This is a genomic window from Streptomyces sp. NPDC033216, assembly GCF_055577115.1.
This window is the reverse complement of the sequence record NZ_JBVIQK010000043.1, coordinates 1-18,617: the sequence shown is the minus strand read 5'-3', so window position 1 is coordinate 18,617 and position 18,617 is coordinate 1. Positions and strand designations below refer to the sequence as shown.

The window sequence follows — 18,617 nt, the reverse complement described above, 5'->3', positions numbered from 1 at the left end:
GGGGCAAGCGGTCTGCCGGCGGTGGGGAGTGACACGTTGATGGGCACGGCGGAGCGGCGCGAGGCGCCCGAGGACGGCACGGCGACGCGCGGTACGGCGCTGCGGGAACGCGAGGCGTCGGATCGCGACATTCCGATGCAGGACCGCAGAGCGAGGACGCGAAGCGGTCTTCTGGCAGCCGCGGTGGCCGCCGACGACGCGGCCGAGGGTGTCCTTCGGCCGAGAGCGGACCAGGGCGGTGGAGCGTCTCGCGCGGACCAGGGGCGGCCGGAGTACCGGCCCTTGTGGGTGGAGGAACCCGCGCGTCGGCGCCGCCTCCCCGACCCGGTCCGCAGGTCTGCGGTGCGGGCGGTGCTGTTCATCGCGGTGACCCTGCTTCAGGCCATGGTCGCTCTCCTGTGCACGCTGGCCGGCTCCTGGCTGGCGTTCCCCATGGTCATCAGCAGCGTGATCAGCACTGTGGTGGCGACTTGGGGCGCGCTGGACGTGTGGGTGACCCGCCAGGTGTGGAGCCAGCGCAACGGCGTCGTGTCGACCCCGAGCAGCACCGCGCGAGCACTGCGCCGCGAGCGGCGTCGGGCACGCCGACAGGAGCGGATCACCGAGCGCGCACAGGGGCGGATACGTCGCCGGAGCGGCGGCGCCGGGCAGCTGTCCCACTCCTGAGGAGTGGGTCCGGTTCTCCCGGAACAGCCCGCTCGGCCGACCGCGACGGCCTCAGGCCCAGGCGCCTGCGCGCGCCGTCGGTCACGCCGCGCCGGGGCTGCTGATGCTGTCGGGCATCGGGCCTGCCCGAGCGGACACCTGGGCGTGCGGGGAACTGTGTGCGACCGGCCACGACGGGCTCACAGTTCCCCGGTGCCGCAGCGCTACGGGGCGGTGGGCGCCGGGCGCTTGAACATGCGCGTGGCCGTGATCTCGCTGTGCCCCGCCTCCCCCGACGGAGCCTGCGGCAGCCCCGGGCGCAGGTGCTCCTCCACGCTGATGTACTTCAGGCCGGCCCTGAGGTCGGCGTCGTTGCGCAGACGGATGACCAGCGGGAACTCCGCCAGCGCCGTCGTGTCGAACAGGCCGGTGGTGTACAGGAGCTGCACGCCGAGGGCGTCCGAGACGGCACGCTGGAGTTCCAACAGGTAGGTCGCGTTGGCGCGGCCGATGGGGTTGTCGAGGAACAGCGTGCCGGCGTACCGGTGCTTGTCGCGGCCCCGGTCGTTGCTCCTGAGGGCCGCCATCGTGCAGTACAGGGCGATGGCCGCGGTGAGGAGCTGGCCGCCGGAGAAGACGTCGCCCATCTGGCCGACGGGCACTCGCTCGGCGCGCAGCACGGCGTCCGGCTTGAGGATCTCGACGGCGACACCCTTGGGGTGAAGGGCCGCGCCGACCCCGCGCAGCAGCAGGGACATGCCGTCGCGCCTCAGGTCGGAGTTCTTTCTGACAGCGGCACGGGTGGCCTCGTCGACGACCTCACCGAGCCGTTCGGTGAGGGTGGCGTGGTCGGGTTCCTCGAAGCGGATGCGCAGGAACTCCTGTCCGGACCACTCGCCGAGTCCCTCGGGCAGCCGGGACAGCCGCTGGGCGGACCGCAGTGTGGCGAGCGCCGACTCCACGAGGCCGCGCAGCCGGTCCACGATCGAGTCGCGGTTGCGCTCCAACTGGGCCAACTCGTCCGTCAGGACACGGAGTCGGGGCGCGAAGGCGTCCGCCCACTTCTGGGCGTGCTCGGGCAGCGCGGCGGCGGGCAGTTCGCGGATCTGTTGCCGGGCGGGGGTGCGCACCTGCTCGTACCGGGTGGAATTGGCGTGCCGGACGAGGATGTCGCTCGCCTCACGCACGGCGGCCTCGGCCGCGGACAGGTCGGCGGCGCAGCCACGCAGGGACCGGCGGGTCTCGGCCGCGGACTGGCGGGCCTCCTCCAGGGTGCCTGGGTAGGGCTCCGGCGCCTCCGGTTCCTCCTCGGGGCTGTGCTCGCGCAGCAGGTCACGGAGCATGGCGGCGATCTCGTCGAAGCCGCCGGCCGCGTCCTCGGCGGCACGGTGCGCGTCCAACAGCTCGGCGTGCGCCTCCCGCGCCTGGGCCAACGCCTCGACCCGGGAGGCGAGTTCGGCGGTGGCGGTGCGCAGCAGGGCCTGTGCGTGCTCCGCGTCGCGCGGCTGGAGGTCCTCGGGCAGTTCGGTGTGGGCGGCGCCGTCCTCGGGCGCGTGCCGCTCGGCCTCGCCGCGCAGCCGGCCGAGCTGCTCGCTCGCGCTGGACACACGGGTCTCCAGGAGCTGGACCAGTTCCTCCGCGCGCGCGGCGGCGGCCTGCCGGGACGGTCCGTCGGAGCCGTCCGGTGACTGGAGCAGCTGCTCCGCGCGCGTACGGACCTTGTTGCTCAGCCGGTCCAGCTCGGCCAGGGCCGCGCTCTCGTCGCTCTCCGCGCGGGCCTGTTCGGCCCGCAGGTCGGCGCCGACGCCGACCTTCTCGTACAGCTGGGAGGCGGCCCGGTAGGCCTCGCGCAGGGCGGGCAGGGATGCCTTGGGCGCGCCTGGCTCGGCCTCCGGCACATCGTCGGGGGCGCCGGCGATCTCGGAACGCTCGGCGCGCAACGCACGCGCGGTGCGGCGGGAGTCGTCGGCGGCGCGCTGGGCGGCGCGGCGGTCCTCGTCGGCGGCACGGGCGCGCTCCAGGCAGGCCTGGGCGCGCGCCTCGGACTCGGCGGCCTCGTCGGCGAGCTCCCGCAACCTGACCTGCCAGCCGGCGCGCTCGCGCAGCCGGAAGGCGAGCCCGGCGAGGGCGTCGGCGGCGCGCCGGGCCTTCTGGGCGGTCTCCTGCCGCTCCTCGCGCACCAGCGCGGCTTCGGCGGCTGCCTCGTCGGCTTCCGCGCGCACGGTGCGTGCCTCGCCCAGCTCGGCCTCGGACTCCTCGGCGAACGCGCGGGCCTCCTCGGCGGTCCTGGCCAGCTCGGTGAGTCGGCCGGCCGGGCAGCCGGTGCGCCAAGAGGCGAGTCGGGCCGCCAGTTCCCGGTCCTTGCCGAGCCGGGCCGCGAGCCGGCGGATCTCCTCGTCCCGCTCCGTGGCCCGCGCGCGCAGCGCCTGGCGTTCCTCATCGGCGGCGTGTTCGTCGTGCATGGCCGGGTTCGGCGGTACGAGGAAGACATCACCGGTGTCGGCGTCGGCAGCCGGAGTGGGGGCGAGGAGGGCGGCGGCCGTGCCGACTGCCACGGCGGACCGCGGCAGGAGGGCGGCCTCGCTGAGCGCTTCACGCGCGCGCGCGTGCGAGTCGGGGTCGGTGATGATCACACCGTCGACCAGTTCCGGTCGGGCGGCGAGGACCCTCGCATGGTCGGCGGGGTCGACGGCCTGGGCAAGGTAGCGCCAGCCGGGCAGGGCGGGGATGCCGTGCTCGCCGAGGAACTCGACCGTCGCGAGCACGTCCGGGCCGGGAGGCAGCAGACCGCCGTCGCCGAGCGCGCCGAGGATGCGGGAGTCGTCGGCGGCGGCGGTCCGCAGCTCGAACAGCTGCCGCTCGGCGGAGGAGACCGTGTCGTCGAGGAGTTCGCGCAGCTCGTCGGCGTAGCGGTCGAGGTCCTCGGGCGTGAGATCGGTGCCTTCGGTCTCACTTCCCTGGCGCGGCTGCGGGATGATCCTAGGGGTCGAGCCGCCGGTCAGGCCCAGCAGTTCGGCCAGCCGCTCCTCGCCCGCGAGGCCCTCGGCGAGCCGGCGCTCGGCCTGGTACGACCGTTGCGCGGCCGTCGCCGCGTCCGCCGCCCGGGCCGCGGTCAGCTCGGCGCGGGACTCGGCGGAAGCGGCCTCGCGGGCGTGCTCGGCGGCTCTGCGCGAGGCCTCACGGGCGTTGTCCCAGGCGGCGACGGCGCTCTTCTCGGCGTCGCTGGCGGCGAGGGCCGCGCGCGCGGGGTCGGCGTCGGGCGCGCTGTCGTCCAGCCAGCCGGCGCGGACCGCTTCGGCGGTCTCCTGCTCGACCTCGGTGAGGCGGTCACGCAGATGTCCGGCCTCGCTGCGGGCGCGCTGCGCCTCGGTGGCGGCGGACGTGGCGTCCCGGTGCGCGGCCTCGCCGACGTCCTGGAGCGCCGCGGAGCGTTCCTCCTCCTCGTTGGCGAGGCTCTCGGCGCTCGCGGCGGCGGCGTGCAGGGCGCGGACGAGGTCGACGGCTGCCTTGGCTCGGGCGGCGAGCGCCGGGGCGGCGTCCCGCTCGGCCTCCTGGATGGCGGCGGAGACGCGCGCCACCCGGTCGGCGGCGGCGCGCTGCCGCAGGGTGACCTCGGCGGCCTGCCAGGCGGCGTGCAGGGTGCGCGCCTCGGCGAGTTCGCGTTTCTGCGCGGCGGCGGCCTTCTCGGCGGCGGCGAGCGCCAACGAGGCGTGTCGAAAGGCTAGTTCGGCGGCGATCAACGCGCTGCGCTCGCGGGCGCTCTCGGAGTGGGTGACGGCGTAGGCGGCGGCCGTGACCCGCTGGGCCAGATCGGCGGCGCGGGTGCGCTCCCGCACACCGCGCGCGGTCAGCCGACGGGCGAGGGTGCGGGTGCGCCGCTCGGCGGCGGCGTGGACGTCACGCGCGCGTGCTCGCGCGTCGGCGGCCTCGACGATCCGCCCGAGCAGGTCCACCGAGCCGGCGGTGAAGTCGCGTTCGGCGATCAGCTCGGCGCGTCGGCCCAGCTTGTTGCCGAAGCCGCCGACGAGGTCGGCGAGACCGTCGGTGTCCCGTGTGTCGGTCACCGCGCGCAGCAGCAGGTCGGTGAAGTCGGAGTCCTTCTTGACCGCGAAGAGGCCGGCCGCCTCGCCCTCGTCGGCGTTCATCTCCCGCTGGTAGCGGAAGAGTTCGGGGTCGAGGCCCAGTTCGCCGAGATGTTCGATCCACCGGTCGTGGATCTCCTCCCAGTGCACCTCGAGATACGGATACGCCTTGCCCGCGTCGGTGAGCGCGTCCCGGAAGCCCTTCATGGTGCGCCGCCGGCCCTGTGCCCCCGACTGGCCCTCGACGGACGGCCGTACGGCGGTGGATTCCGCGACGGGGAGGTTGTCCAGGGTGAGCCCGGGTCCGGGCCGGAAGGAGTACCAGGCCTCGGCGAACTTCCGCGGGTCGTTGGACACCTGCCGGCCGCGCCACTCGCTGACCTTGCCGACGACCACGCACTCCCCGGTCAGCACGTGCTGCCACTCCAGCGCGACATGGCCGCAGTCGTCGGCGAGCAGGAACTTGCGCAGAACGCCGGAGCTGGCGCCGCCGAGCGTGTTGCGGTGGCCCGGCAGCATGACCGAGAAGATCAGCTTGAGCAGGACGGACTTGCCGCCGCCGTTCTCCAGGAAGAGCACGCCGGCGGGCGCGGGCCGGCGCGGCGGCCCGACGGGCTCGTCCTCGAAGAACTCCGCCTGCATGGGGGCGGGATCGGGCACGACCTCGCCCACGCCCCGCAGGTCAAGCACGGTGTCGGCATAGCGTGCACCGGCAGGCCCGATGGAGTAGAGGCGGACCCGGGACAGCTCGTACATGGCGGACTCTCGTAAGTCTTCGGAAGGGTGCGGTGGATCGGTACTTGGAGAACTCGGGGACTTCGGGGACTTCGTGGAGTCCGGGGACTTCCCGGACTTCGTGGAGTCCGGGAAGATCCTGGAGGCCTTTGACGGTCGCGGAAATCCCGGAGTCTCAGGAGTGGAACGGCAGTCCGGCGTCGGCGACCAGTTCCAGGTCTTCGGACTCCTCGGGGGGCAGCAGCGTCGGCATGCCGTCGGTGACCGGGACGACGCCGAGTTCCAGCAGCGCGGCCATGGCCGCGCTCCCCGCCATGTCCCGCACCTGGAGCTGGTAACGGGCCGTGGTCCGGTACGTTCCACCGTTGTCGTCGCCGGTGCGCTGGAGGAACCCTGATTCGGTGAGGAACGCGACGGCCTTGCCGACGATGCCGGTCGTCGAACCGGCGAGTCGGCGGGCGTCCTTGGTGGCACCGGCGGCGCTGCGTCTGGCCCAGATGCGCCAGGCGGCCTCCAGGCCCGGCGCGTCGGTCGCGGGGTCGGTGTTCTCGCCCTGCTGTTCCGCCTTTTCCTCCAGTCTGCGGCAGGCCTGGCGCACGAAGGCGTCGACGCCGTTGACACTGACCCGGCCGATGTAACCGTCGTCGGCCAGGTCCTCGGGCCTGGGGAACGCCATGGCGGCGACGGCGAGATGCGCGAGACCGTGCAGGAAACGGTCTCCGGAGTCGGCGGCCGTACGACGCGCGTAGTCGCCCATGCGGACGGCGAACACCGAGTCCTCGGCGGCGGTGACGGCCATCCCCGCGCGCGGGGACACCTCCAGCACGATCAGTCCCAGTCCGGTGGCCACGGCGTCCGCGAGCCGCGCGAACGGCGGGTCCTCGCGGTAACGCCGCAGCAGGTCCGCGTACTCCTGGTCGCGCGCGGGCTGGAGTCTGGGCTGGAGGCCGAAGGCGACGAGCCGCGCCGCGTCGGCGGCGTCGGCGGGGGTGACGACGGCGGAGGCCGGCGCGACGGCCTCGGGTTCACTCCGGTCGACGTGCTCGGTCACGGTGTCGGCTCCTTGCTGCGGGGGTGCTCGTTCTTTCTGTTCCGGGTCCGGCTCATGCTGCTTCCGTCCGGTCCGCGGCCATCCCCGCCGCGTCCAGCAGCGCCATGCCCACGATCAGGTCGGCTCCGCCGAACTCCGGATCCTCCAGTTCGGTCCCGTCGTCGACGGCGAACAACAGCTTCTGCTCGCCCTGCCGATAGGCGGTGCCGACCGCCGGGCTGGCCGCGTGCACGGCCAGCAGCGCCACCAGGTACGGCAGTTCCGGATCTTGACCGCGTGCCTCCGCGAGGAGGCCCGACAGCCGCCGCGGTGCGTCGGCGGGCAGGTCCAGCAGCTCCATCGCGGCGGCCAGCTGTTCCTCGCTGAAACGGCTGTCGTCGGGCGTCGCGATGAGGTCCGGCTCCGGCATTTCCGCGCCGAGGTGCTCGCGCTCCACCGGCGGGGTCAACAGCAGGTCGACGAGATCACCCACCCGCACGGACACCGGTGTCCGCAGTCCCGTCCCGCGCGCGAAGAACGCGTCGGTGACCCGGACCGCCTGCTCCAGCGGCAACGGCAACACGGGGGTGACGAGATGCCCGTAGAGATCTATTCCCGACGACGTCATGGGGGTGGCGAAGGCCTGCCGGTCCTGCTCGGCGCGGAACAGCGGGCCCGCCTCCAGCAGCCGGGACTGCAACTGGGTGTGCCGGCGGATGCAGTCCTTGACGATGTCGACGAGTTCGGCGGCCCGCCGTTTGTTCTCCGCGTCCTCGATCTCGTCGCGGGCCCTGCGGATGTTCGTGAGGATCGCGTTCTCGTGGCGGTAGCGGTCGGCGACGTGGTCGAGGGCCTCGGCGATCATGTCGGGCACGGCGTTCAGCCAGTCCACCGCGCGGACGTTGCGCCGGGTCGCCTCCAGGGCCCTGCGCAGCGTCTCCGAGTACTGCACGGTCCGGTAGCGGGCCTGTTCGGCGGCGAGTTGGGCGTCGGCCAGGCGGCCGCGGCGGATGAGGACCTCGAGCTTGACCTCGGCGGCGATCTGCGCGCTGGTGACGTCGGTGTCGAGGGCGCCCACGAGGACGTTGACCGCCTCGTCCGTCGTGCGCAGGTAGACCGTGCCGCCGTATCCGGGGACCTCCTCGATCAGCTTGAAGTCGTAGTCGCGGCGGACGTAGGTGCCGTCCGGCGCGAAGGTGCCGTACACGGCGCGGAAGCCGCGGTCGACGCTGCCGACATTGATCAGGTTCTCCAGGACCCAGCGGGCGACGCGCTCGTGTTCCTCGGCCTGCCGCCGGGGGGCCTGCGCGGCGATGCGCGGGATCAGGCGGGCGACTATCTGGTCGTGGTCGGCGCCGGTGTCGAAGTCCATGTTCAGGGTGACCAGGTCGATCGCGGCGAGGGCGATCTCCGCCATGCCGTAGACCGAGTACTCACCGGCGAGGTTGGCCTTGCGCGCGTCGAGGTCGTGGATCGGTGCGGTGCAGGCGAGCGCGCGCAGCCGCCGCGCCAGTCCCTCGTCGGCGGCCGGGCCCGGCGCGGGGCGCGGCCCCGCGCTGAGCTGGGGCGGAACACGGTCCGTCGATGCAGGCGAAGTCACGGTGCACAGACTAGGTCCTCGGTCTGACATGGACCCAAACGACGCAGAAGCGACCCCCGTCACACCGGCTCGGGACGGCACGGTGCAGGCGCGGAGGGGCTTCTCAGCCGCCGGAGGTGTCGTCGCCCACCCGCCGCCGGTACACCTCGACGATCCGTTCCCGTGAGTCGCCCAGATACACGGCGAGCAGCTTCTCCGCCTCGTGACTGCTGCCTGCCTCAAGGGCCTGGAAAATCTGCCGGTTGCGGGCGAGGTAGGGCTCGTGCAGCCGCCGCGGGTCGTCGACGACGTGGAAGGCGAGGCGCAGTTCGGCGAAGACGCTGCGCATCAGCTCGTCGGTGCGCTCGCTGCCCGCGAGGGCGACCAGTTCCCGGTGGAAGTGGATGTTGGCCGTCCCCAACGCTTTCCAGTCACCTTCGCGTGCCGCCCGCTCCCCCTCCCCCACGGCCTCGGCGAGGTTGTCGAGGGCGTACGGCGGCTCACCGAGGCCTCGCACGACGGCGCACTCCACGAGGGCGCGCGTGCGGTAGATGTCCTCGACGTCCTCGACGCTCAGGACCCTGACGAACACGCCCCGGTTCAGCTCGTGGACCAGCAGGCGTTCGTGGGTGAGCAGCCGGAACGCCTCGCGCAGGGTGTTGCGGGAGACGCCGAGGGCACCGCCGATGCTGTCCTCCGACAGCCGGGTCCCCGGCGGGAAGTAGCCCTCCGCTATACGGCTCCTGAGGATGTCCGAGACGCGTTCCGCCGTGCTGGTGCGGCCCAGGAGCGCGCGGTCGTCGGCCAGTCCGGTCAGCTGCTCTGCCATGCCCGGAATTCAACCGCAGACACCAGGACCAATCAACAGGGGTATTGAGGGATTGTTCAACGATCCTCTACCTTACTGGGCAGCATGCTCCGCTCGGCACCACCTCCGTACGGCACGGCTCAGCCTCCAGCACCCTCCGTCATCCCTCTGCGAGGTGCCCCATGAGCACGACCCCTCCACCGCAGGCTCCGCCCACCGCCGACCACCCCCCAGCGGCCGAACAGGCCTCCGCCGACGGCGCTCTGGGCTGGTTGCGCGCCCTGGGCCCGCGCGGCCGCCGCGCCTTCGCCGGCGCCTTCGGCGGTTACGCCCTGGACTCCTACGACTACTTCACACTGCCGCTCAGCATGGTCGCGCTGGCGGCGCACTTCGGCCTGGACAGTGGTCAGACCGGCCTGTTCACCACCGTGACGCTGGTCGCCTCGGCGGTCGGCGGCGCCCTCGCGGGCGTCCTGGCCGACCGGATCGGCCGGGTCCGGGCCCTGATGATCACGGTCGTCACCTACGCCGTCTTCACCGTGGCCTGCGGCTTCGCTCCCACCTACGAGACGCTGCTGGCCTTCCGCTCACTCCAGGGCCTCGGCTTCGGGGGCGAGTGGGCCGTCGGCGCGATCCTGGTCGCCGAGTACGCGAGCGCGAAGCACCGGGGCCGCACCCTGGGCGCGATCCAGAGTTCGTGGGCCGTCGGCTGGGGCCTCGCGGCGGTCGTGTACACGCTGGTCTTCTCGTTCCTCGACGACGACGTGGCCTGGCGCGTGATGTTCTGGACGGGTGCCCTGCCCGCCCTGCTCGTGGTGTGGATGCGGCGCCGCGTGCAGGACGCGCCGAGGGCGGTCGCCGCCCGCGAACGCAACAGCGGCAAGGGCTCCTTCACGGCGATCTTCCGGGGCCCCCTGCTGCGCACGACGATCTTCGCCGGCCTGCTCTCCACGGGCGTCCAGGGTGGCTACTACACCCTGGCGACCTGGGTGCCGACGTACCTCAAGAGCGAGCGCGGTCTGTCGGTGGTCAACACGGGCGGATACCTCACCTTCCTGATCTCCGGCGCCTTCCTGGGCTATCTGACCGGCGGTCATCTCACCGACCGGCTGGGGCGGCGCCGCAACATCTGGCTGTTCGCCCTGCTGTCGGCGGTCTGCATCCTGGCGTACGCCAACATCCCGACCGGCGCCGACACCCTGTTGCTGATCCTCGGGTTCCCGCTCGGCTTCTGCATGTCGGCCATCTTCAGCGGCTTCGGGTCCTTCCTGAGCGAGCTGTACCCGACGGCCGTGCGCGGCACCGGCCAGGGCTTCACGTACAACACCGGGCGCGCCGTCGGCGCCGTCTTCCCCACCACGGTCGGCTTCCTCGCCGACGGCTGGGGCGTGGGCGGCGCCCTGGTGTTCGGCGCGATCGGGTACGGCCTCGCGGCCCTGGCACTGCTGGGGCTGCCGGAGACGCGCGGAAGGGAACTGGCGTGAAGCGTCCGATCATCTCGGGGGACCGCCCCGTGACCCTGGCCGACGAGCACGCGCACGCGTGGAGCCCGAGAACCGCCCGGTCCCGCTTCCGGGACGGCCTGACCGGCCCGACGGCGGGTGTCGCCGCCGGCCACACCCAGGCCAACCTGATCTCGGTGCCCGCGGACTGGGCGTACGACATGCTCCTGTTCTGCCAGCGCAACTCCAAGCCCTGTCCCGTGCTCGACGTCACGGACGCCGGCTCCTGGACGACCGTCCTGGCCGAGGGCGCCGACCTGCGCACCGATCTGCCGCGCTACCGGGTGTGGCGGGACGGCGAACTGGTGGCCGAGCCGACGGACGTGCGCCGCCACTGGCGGGACGACCTGGTGTCGTTCCTCGTCGGGTGCAGCTTCACCTTCGAGTCGGCGCTGGCCGGGGCGGGGGTGCCGATCCGCCACGTCGAGCAGGGGCGCAACGTCCCGATGTACGTGACGAGCCGTCAGTGCCGTCCGGCGGGGCGGCTACGGGGTCCGATGGTGGTGTCCATGCGGCCGGTGCCGCCGGAGCACCTGGCGGCGGCGATCCGGGAGAGCAGTCTGCTCCCGGCGGTGCACGGGAGCCCCGTACACTGCGGCGATCCGTCGGGACTGGGCATCGACGACCTCGGCCGCCCCGATTTCGGGGAACCGGTGGACGCCGAACCGGACGACATCCCGGTGTTCTGGGCCTGTGGCGTGACCCCGCAGGCCGCGGTGATGGCCTCGCGCCCACCGTTCGCGCTCACCCACGCACCGGGCCAGATGTTCCTCACCGATGCCCGCGACGAGCAGTACCGCGTGGCCTGACCAGGAGAAAGCATGATCGATCTCAACGCCGACCTCGGCGAGGGCTTCGGCCGCTGGCAGCTGACCGACGACGAGCAACTGCTGTCGGTCGTCACCAGCGCCAACGTGGCCTGTGGCTTCCACGCCGGGGACGCGGCCACCATGCGGCGGGTGTGCGAACTGGCGGCCGAACGGGGCGTGACGATCGGCGCACAGGTCTCCTACCGCGACCTCGCCGGGTTCGGGCGGCGCGCGATGGACGTGCCGCCCGCCGAACTGGCCGCCGAGGTGGCCTATCAGATCGGCGCCCTGGAGGTGTTCGCGCGTGCGGCGGGCGCCCGCGTGGCCTACGTGAAGCCGCACGGGGCGCTCTACAACCGCGTCGTGCGCGACGAGGAGCAGGCAACGGCGGTGGTCGAGGGGGTGCTCCTCGCCGACGCGGCACTGCCCGTGCTCGGACTGCCGGGCTCGCGCCTGCTGGAGGTGGCCGGGACGGCGGGGCTGCCCGCCGTCCCGGAGGCCTTCGGGGACCGCGCCTACACCGAGGACGGCACGCTCGTGCCCCGCGGCGTGGACGGGGCCGTGATCACCGACCCGGACGCCGTGGTCGAGCGGTCGGTGAGCCTGGCCCGGCTCGGCGAGGTCACCTCCCACACGGGGGCGCGCATCGAGGTGCGCGCGCGTTCCCTCTGCCTGCACGGCGACACGCCCGGCGCGGTGGAGCTGGCCCGCCGGGTCCGGCGACGGCTGGAGGAATGCGGTGTGCGCGTGGAGGCCTTCGCATGAGGGCGCTGCCCGTCGGCGACGACGCCCTGCTCGTCGAAGTGGCGTCCGTGGAGGAGGCCCAGGCCCTCCACGCCGAGCTGCTGCGGCGCCGTGCGGAGGGCTCGCTGGCCGTCCGTGAGATCGTCCCGGCGGCGCGTACGGTCCTCCTCGACGGTCTGACGGACCCGGCCCGCTGGGCCGCCGAACTGACGACGGCCGCCGTTCCGCCCGCTCCGCCGCGGACGGGCGAGGTGATCGAGCTGCCGGTGCGCTACGACGGCCCCGACCTCGCCGATGTCGCCGCCCACTGGGGCGTCTCCGTGCGGGAGGCGGCCCGCATCCACGCCGCCACCGAGTTCCGCGTCGCGTTCTGCGGGTTCGCGCCCGGCTTCGGCTACCTCACGGGGTTGCCGCCGCGCTACGACGTCCCGCGCCGGGCGACCCCGCGCACCGCCGTTCCGGCCGGATCGGTGGCCCTGGCGGGTCCGTACACGGGGGTGTACCCGCGTTCCTCACCGGGCGGCTGGCAGTTGATCGGCACCACGCGTGCCGTCCTGTGGGACCACGCGCGCGTGCCGGCCGCTCTGCTGACGCCGGGCACGCGCGTGCGCTTCGTCCCGGCGGACCGGGGGGAACAGGCATGACCGGCCCGCTGTCGGTGCCACGCGGCTTTGGCCCGAGCGTCCTCGGCGCCCCGTGGGCCGCGGGGTGCGCGAGGGCCGGCCGTGCTCGGCCGGGTCCGCGGCGCACGACTGAGCGCGGTGCCCGGCACAGCACCTCGCGCCCGACCGGCCACGCCACCCGGGACGCCCGCGCCCCCCGCGTCCGGGAGGGCGCCGTATGACGGACCGCGCGCTCACCGTCGTACGCGCCGGGGCGCTCACCACCGTGCAGGACCGGGGGCGGCCCGGCCACGCCCATCTCGGGGTGCCGCGCTCGGGGGCCCTGGACGCGCCCGCGGCGGCGCTCGGCAACCGGCTGGTCGGGAATCCGCCCGAAGCCGCCGTTCTGGAGACAACCCTCGACGGCTGTGCCTTGAGCGCGCGTTTCGCGGTCAGCGTGGCCGTCACCGGTGCTCCTTGCCGGGTCACCGTGGACGGCCGGCCCGCCGCCTGGGGGGCGCCCGTGAGCGTGCCCGCTGGGGCGGTCCTGGACGTCGGTCCGGCCGTCTCCGGTGTCCGCAGCTATGTGGCGGTGGCCGGCGGCGTCGCCGTCGAGCCCGTCCTCGGCAGCCGCTCGACGGACCTGCTCTCGGGCCTCGGCCCGGCACCGCTGGCCGACGGGACCGTCCTGCCGTTGGGGCGACGTCCGCGTGCCCCGCACGCGCGCGTGGACGTCGCCCCGCAGCCCGCGCCTCCGGCCCAACTGGTCCTGCGGATCACCCTGGGCCCGCGTGACGACTGGTTCACACCGGAGGCGGTCCGGGTGTTCACCTCGCGCGCGTACCGCGTGTCCGCGGCGACCAACCGCATCGGACTGCGTACCGAAGGGCCCGCTCTGGACCGGGCGGTGCCGGGCGAACTCGCGAGCGAGGGAATGGTCCTGGGCGCCGTACAGGTCCCGCCCGACGGCAGACCGGTGGTCTTCCTGGCGGACCATCCGACCACCGGGGGTTACCCGGTGATCGGTGTCGTCCACCCCGCCGACCTCCCGTCCGCCGCCCAGGCGACACCCGGCACCCCCGTCCGCTTCGTGGCGGTACGCCGGCGCTGACGCCCGTCCGCTTCGTGGCGGTACGCCGGCGCTGACGCCCGTTCGCGTCAGCGCCGGCCGGAACACCTGTGCGGCGTCCGGCCGGCGCTCCAAGACCGAAGACCGACAGCGACAGCACGTCAAGGGCCGCCGACACCGCCGCGGACGCGCAGCACCGAGCCGGGGTCTCGCGCCCCGCGCGCCTGACGCATCTCGTCAGCGGCCGACGCCGACGGTTCCCGCGCGCATTCGGGCGCACATCCGCATGTTGTCGACGCGCCGGACGGGGACACGCCGAAGTCGATCTTCCCGGACGACAAACGTCCATGAGCGTCGCGCCGCACGCCCGAGCAGGTCAGACGGTGTCACGCCCGTCCGATCCGCGGGTCGCCCGCCGTTCACCCGTCGGGTGCGCCCGGGCCGTCGCTCCCGGCCGGCGGAGGCCACGTCGGTCGCCTCGCGAAGGCCCCCATGGGCAGAAGCCCGCCGTGTCACGTCGTGCACGCACGTCCGCGGAAGCCACCTCGCATCCCCCCGGGGAGGCCGCTCCGTCGGCGCAGGCCACCCGCATCACATCGCGGAGGCCGCGTCCGGTCCGATCCGGCTGCGTACGGCCGTCTGGACCTCCGCCTCCTCGGCGGGGTCGGCGGCGAGGCGGCGCAGTCGTTCCACGACCCGGGCGTCGCCGGTCTCGGCGTGCCGGGCGGCGATCTCGCGGGTGGTCTCCTCGCAGTCCCAGAGGCACTCGACGGCGAAGCCGGTGGCGAAGGAGGGGTCGGTGGCGGCGAGGGCGCGGGCGCAGCGCCCGCGCAGATGGGACGAGGCGGTCTCGCGGTAGACATGGCGCAGGACCGGAGCCGCGCAGGCGATGCCCAGGCGCCCGGCGCCGTCGACCAGGGTCCACAGGGTCGGCGCGTCGCAGCCCTCGCCGCGCACGGCCTCGCGCAGGGCGCCGAGGACGAGGTCGCTGTCGCGGCCGGCGCCCCGGCAGGCGAGCACCCGCCCGGCGGCGGCCCCTAGGGCGTCGGGTCGGCGGGCCCAGCCGCGGGCCCGGTCGACCGCGGCGACGCTGCGCATGCGTTCGAAGGCGTCGACGGCCGCCTCCACGACGAACCCGGAACCCGTCGCCATGGCCTGTTCGATGAGGTCGGGGGCCTCGGGATCGTCGTGGTCGGCGAGATAGCGAAGGGCGGTGCACCGGGCTCCCTCGGTGCCGTCCTTGGCCGCCTGCACGATCTCCGCGCGGTCCTCGGGCCCGGCCACGGCGGTGAGGCAGCGGGCGGCGGGGACATGGAGCGCGGCGCCTCGTTCGATGCCTTGCTGGGCCCATTCGAAAACGGCTCGCACACTCCAGCCGGGTCGGGGCCCGGTGGGGCTCATCTGCCGCTGCCAGCGGTCGAAACAGCCGGCTTCCTGGGCGGCACGCACGCGCGTGGAGACGTACTCGCGGGGATCCTCGGCCCACAGCCGCCAGGGCCGTGGCTCGAAGGCGTCCCGTACGACGGCGGCGAGTTCGGCCTCGCCCTCGGCGTCGGTGGCGAACCGGGCGAGCACGGGCGCGGCGAGGGCCCGCAGGCCGGCGTCGTCGTCGCGCAGGGCGAGTTCGTCCAGGGCCCAGGCCCAGTTGGAGCCCGCGGCGGCGTACCTGCGGAGCAGGTCGAGGGCGTCCCGCCGGCCGTAGGAAGCGAGGTGTCCGAGGACGGCCAGGCTCAGGCCCGTGCGGCACTCCTCGGTGTCGAAGGCGTCCTCGACGTCGAAGAGGTGGGCCTCGATCTCGTCGAGGTCGCCGTTGAGGTCGAGGTAGAGACGGGCGTAGTAGAGGGAGCGGTTCTCCACGTGCCAGTCGTGGCGTGGGTCCCGCAGTACGCAGTGGTTGAGTGCCGCGAGCGCCTCGGAGCGGGGGGCGGTGAGCGCGTGCAGTGTGCCGTCGCCGCGGCCCCGCTGGAGCAGGCCGAGCAGCGTACCGCTGGGCGCTATGAACGGATCGAACATGGGAAACAGCCTCACATCAAGCGTCGACGCAACCGGGGACCTGCATTACCTGGCCGCGTGACGACACGTCGGGGCGCCCGCCGTTTCCTGCTTGCTGTAAGCCATCTTCCTCTGCCTCTCGTCGGTGGCCCATGCGGACCGCATCACGGCCCGCGCGGTGCGGCAACACCTGCCCGGCCATCGCGTCCGTGAATCACGTCGTCATGATGACTCGGCAGCTCAGCCTGCCGCGACCGATATTTCCGGCGGCCCCGTACCGCCTCCCCCGTGGTCGTCGATTTCCCTGGTCAGGAACTTCTTCTCACCCGCTCGACGCCCTTCGGCTCACTGCGCGCCGAACAGCTCCAGAAGCTCCGCCCTGCCGAACATGCGTGCGGTGTCGATTGCCGAGGGCGTGCCCGCAGCAGGGTCGGCACCGGCCTCCAGGAGGACCTGGATGACATCCGTCTCCCCCTTGAAGACCGCCCCCGCGAGGGGCGTCTGGCCCCGGTCGTTGATCCGGTCCGCCTCTGCTCCCCGGGCCAGCAGCGCCCGGACCGCCTCGGCGTGGCCGTGGTACGCGGCGAGCATCACGAGCGAGTCGCCGCGGTCGTTGGTGAGGTTGGCCGGCACGCCCGCGTCGACGTAGGCCACGAGCGCCTCGGCCTGTCCCCGGCGGGCAAGATCGAAGATCTTGGTCGCCAGTTCCACGACCTCGGGGTCGGGGACTTCGGTCATCGGCCGGTACCGCCTCTCGTTGCAACCGTTCAGGTGAATCGACAGCGTACTGGCTCCCCGGACACATGGCGGGTCCCGGCAGAGGCAACCATCACGGCGGGACCCGTTCGCCGCGACCGCGCTGCTCACGCGGCCCCCAGCACCTCGGCCATCCGGGGGAAATCACCCACATTTCACCCGCTTGCACCTTTTATCGTATGGATACATCCTGTGAGCCTGGAAGTACTCATGGTGACTGTCCCCCGCGAACCAGGAGACCAGAATGATCCTGTCCATCTCAGGCGTGGTCCTGCTCGGCATCATCGTCTTCCTCTTCTTCCGCAAGGACGGGCTCAAGGCGTCACACGCCCTGGTCTCGGCCCTGTTCGGCTTCTACCTGGCCAGTACGGCCCTCGCCCCGAGCATCAAGGCCGGCGGCGAGAGCCTGGCCAGCCTCCTCGGCGGAATCAAGTTCTGACGCCGCCGCCCCCGCCGTCCGTCCAGTCCGTCCCGTCCGTACGCACCATCAGGAGACAGCAGTGGCCCGGCGCCCCCTCCCCCGCATCCTGAGCACAGGCAGCGCGCAGATCGCCCGGAGCCGGGAGCTGGCCCGGACGGCGGCCGACAGCGCCACCGACGTCCTCCACCCGCTGATCACGGTCACCCGCGGTCTGCGCCGGCTGGCCTCGGCGGGGCGGCGCAGGTGGGCGGAGACCCCCAAGGACCGGCGTGGGCCGCTGCTGTTCCTGGTGGCCTCGGTGGTCCTGGTCGTGGCGCTCGTACCGTACGGACCGCTGCTCGCCGTCGTCACCCTCATGGCGGCAGCCGCCTGGCAGGGCCGGGACCGCACCCCACCGGATCCCGACGGCCCCGACGAGCCGCAGACCCAGCGGCTCCAGGCGCTGTACGAGGCCCTGGTGCCGTACTTCTCCACGGCGGATGACCCTTCTCCCCTCTACGCCCACGGCGGCGAGTGGGAGAAGGCCTTCCCGTCGTACGAGTTCGACGCCTCGGGCCGGATCGCCCGGCTGGAGATCCGCTACCCCGCGTACTTCCCGGACGGCGAGGCCGAGACACGCGCGCGTGTCGAGCGTCTGCTCACGGCCAAGTCCGGACGGGGCCGGGAGTACCACTTCGCCTGGGACGAGGAGGGCAACGAGCTGACCGTGTCGGTGCTCGCCCCGCTCCCCACCGACCTCGCCGCCCAGCGCTTCGTGACCGCGCCCGGCGAGACCGTCCTGGGCTTCACGGACCCCTCCCAGGTCCAGCGCACGCTCCCCCTCACCCACGGCGAGGAGCGGCGCGACGTCCCCCCGATCGTCTGGCGCACCGGCGTCCGCTCCACCGAGCCCCACCTCCTGGCGGTCGGCCAGCCCGGCAGCGGCACCTCCACCCTGCTGCGCTCCATCGCCCTCCAGGCCCTCCAGTACGGCGACGTCCTGATCATCGACGGCGGCGGCACCGGGGAGTACGCCTGCCTGACCGGCCGGGACGGCGTCCTGGGTGTCGAGGTCGGCCTCGCCGGGGCGCTGGCCAGCCTGGAATGGGCCGCGCACGAGACCGAGCGCCGCCTGATCGCCGCCAACCGCGCCCGCCAGGAGGGCCACCCACCGCCGGACGACACCAAGCGACCCCTGTGGATCCTGCTCGACCGCCCCACGGCGTTCACCCACCTCGCCGACGCGGACGGCCGCAAGGACCCGCAGGCCCTCCTCCAGGTTCCCCTCCGGCACGGCCGCGCGGCCCAGGTGACGGTGGTGGTGGCCGAGCAGTTCGACAGCCTCGACGCCCTGAGCGACGCCGTACGACAGCACACGCGCGCGCGGGTCGTCCTCGGGCCCGCCCCGGCCGGACAGCTGGAGGCGGTCCTGGGCGTCCGCCCGCACACCACCCCCGCCGAGCACGTCCCGCCCGGGCGCGGCTACGCCCGGCTGGGCACCGGCCCGGCGCACCGGCTCCAGGTGCCGGCCACTCCGGACCCGTACGACGACGCCACCAGCGACGCGCACCGGCAGGCGGTGCTGGACCTGCTGCCGCCGCGGACGACCCCGGCCGACGGCGAGAGCCTGCCGGTACCGGCCGAGGCCGTGCCGGCGGAGAGTTCCTAGGGGCCGTTCCTAGGGGCCGTCCTCAGGGACCGTTCCCGGAGGCCGGCCGCGCGGGCACCGACGGGTCGGGGGGGGGGGGGGGGGGGCCACCCCCCCCCCCCCCCCCCCCACCACCACCACCCCCCCCCCCCCCCCCCCCCCCCCCCCCCCCCCCACCCACACCACCAAACCCAACGCCCCCTCCCCCAACTCCCC

The 18,617-nt window shown here is 73.7% G+C and carries 14 protein-coding genes; 8 read left to right on the top strand and 6 right to left on the bottom strand.

What is annotated here, in order from left to right:
* Positions 1–39 precede the first annotated feature (39 nt).
* Positions 40–666, top strand: a complete 627-nt coding sequence (locus ACZ5Y0_RS35790; protein WP_469132811.1) for a hypothetical protein — start codon at positions 40–42, stop codon at positions 664–666.
* A 203-nt stretch (positions 667–869) separates the two neighbouring features.
* Here ACZ5Y0_RS35790 and ACZ5Y0_RS35785 read toward each other — a convergent pair whose 3' ends face one another.
* The 4 genes from ACZ5Y0_RS35785 to ACZ5Y0_RS35770 form a co-directional block, all read right to left on the bottom strand.
* On the bottom strand, positions 870–5,483 hold the full coding sequence (locus tag ACZ5Y0_RS35785) for a coiled-coil domain-containing protein (RefSeq protein WP_469132810.1): 4,614 nt from the start codon (positions 5,481–5,483) through the stop codon (positions 870–872).
* A gap of 154 nt (positions 5,484–5,637) precedes the next feature.
* The gene (locus ACZ5Y0_RS35780; protein ID WP_469132809.1) at positions 5,638–6,513 is read right to left on the bottom strand and encodes a hypothetical protein; all 876 of its coding nucleotides are present in this window, start codon (positions 6,511–6,513) and stop codon (positions 5,638–5,640) included.
* Between the two features lie 52 nt (positions 6,514–6,565).
* On the bottom strand, positions 6,566–8,092 hold the full coding sequence (locus tag ACZ5Y0_RS35775; RefSeq protein ID WP_469132808.1) for a hypothetical protein: 1,527 nt from the start codon (positions 8,090–8,092) through the stop codon (positions 6,566–6,568).
* Positions 8,093–8,195: 103 nt separating this feature from the next.
* Positions 8,196–8,900, bottom strand: a complete 705-nt coding sequence (locus ACZ5Y0_RS35770) for a GntR family transcriptional regulator (protein ID WP_469132807.1) — start codon at positions 8,898–8,900, stop codon at positions 8,196–8,198.
* A gap of 161 nt (positions 8,901–9,061) precedes the next feature.
* Between ACZ5Y0_RS35770 and ACZ5Y0_RS35765 the strand changes: the two genes are divergently transcribed.
* From ACZ5Y0_RS35765 to ACZ5Y0_RS35745, 5 genes are all read left to right on the top strand, one after another.
* Positions 9,062–10,363 carry an MFS transporter gene (locus ACZ5Y0_RS35765; RefSeq protein WP_469132806.1) on the top strand — a complete coding sequence of 434 codons (1,302 nt, stop codon included), beginning with the start codon at positions 9,062–9,064 and terminating at the stop codon, positions 10,361–10,363.
* Complete coding sequence (locus ACZ5Y0_RS35760) at positions 10,360–11,190, top strand: putative hydro-lyase (protein WP_469132805.1); 831 nt, start codon at positions 10,360–10,362, stop codon at positions 11,188–11,190. The genes ACZ5Y0_RS35765 and ACZ5Y0_RS35760 overlap by 4 nt, the downstream gene beginning before the upstream one ends.
* 12 nt (positions 11,191–11,202) lie before the next feature.
* Positions 11,203–11,955 (top strand): LamB/YcsF family protein, encoded by a 753-nt coding sequence (locus ACZ5Y0_RS35755; RefSeq protein WP_469132804.1) that lies wholly within the window; start codon positions 11,203–11,205, stop codon positions 11,953–11,955.
* On the top strand, positions 11,952–12,578 hold the full coding sequence (locus ACZ5Y0_RS35750; protein WP_469132803.1) for a 5-oxoprolinase subunit B family protein: 627 nt from the start codon (positions 11,952–11,954) through the stop codon (positions 12,576–12,578). Before ACZ5Y0_RS35755 ends, ACZ5Y0_RS35750 begins: the two co-directional genes overlap by 4 nt.
* Positions 12,579–12,774: 196 nt before the next feature.
* Positions 12,775–13,647, top strand: coding sequence for a 5-oxoprolinase subunit C family protein (locus tag ACZ5Y0_RS35745; protein WP_469132802.1), 873 nt, complete (start codon positions 12,775–12,777; stop codon positions 13,645–13,647).
* Positions 13,648–14,196: 549 nt separating this feature from the next.
* Here the strand turns inward: ACZ5Y0_RS35745 and ACZ5Y0_RS35740 are convergent.
* Positions 14,197–15,618: a HEAT repeat domain-containing protein gene (locus ACZ5Y0_RS35740; protein ID WP_469132801.1), complete on the bottom strand. Its 1,422-nt coding sequence runs from the start codon at positions 15,616–15,618 to the stop codon at positions 14,197–14,199.
* A gap of 324 nt (positions 15,619–15,942) precedes the next feature.
* Complete coding sequence (locus ACZ5Y0_RS35735) at positions 15,943–16,335, bottom strand: ankyrin repeat domain-containing protein (protein WP_469132800.1); 393 nt, start codon at positions 16,333–16,335, stop codon at positions 15,943–15,945.
* Positions 16,336–16,597: 262 nt separating this feature from the next.
* On the opposite strand from ACZ5Y0_RS35735, the gene ACZ5Y0_RS35730 reads away from it, so the two are divergent.
* Both ACZ5Y0_RS35730 and ACZ5Y0_RS35725 read left to right on the top strand, forming a co-directional pair.
* A complete protein-coding gene (locus tag ACZ5Y0_RS35730) occupies positions 16,598–16,792 on the top strand; it encodes a hypothetical protein (protein WP_053748534.1) in 195 nt (64 codons plus the stop codon).
* 61 nt (positions 16,793–16,853) lie between these two features.
* Positions 16,854–18,422 (top strand): P-loop NTPase family protein, encoded by a 1,569-nt coding sequence (locus ACZ5Y0_RS35725; RefSeq protein WP_469132799.1) that lies wholly within the window; start codon positions 16,854–16,856, stop codon positions 18,420–18,422.
* Positions 18,423–18,617: the final 195 nt, after the last annotated feature.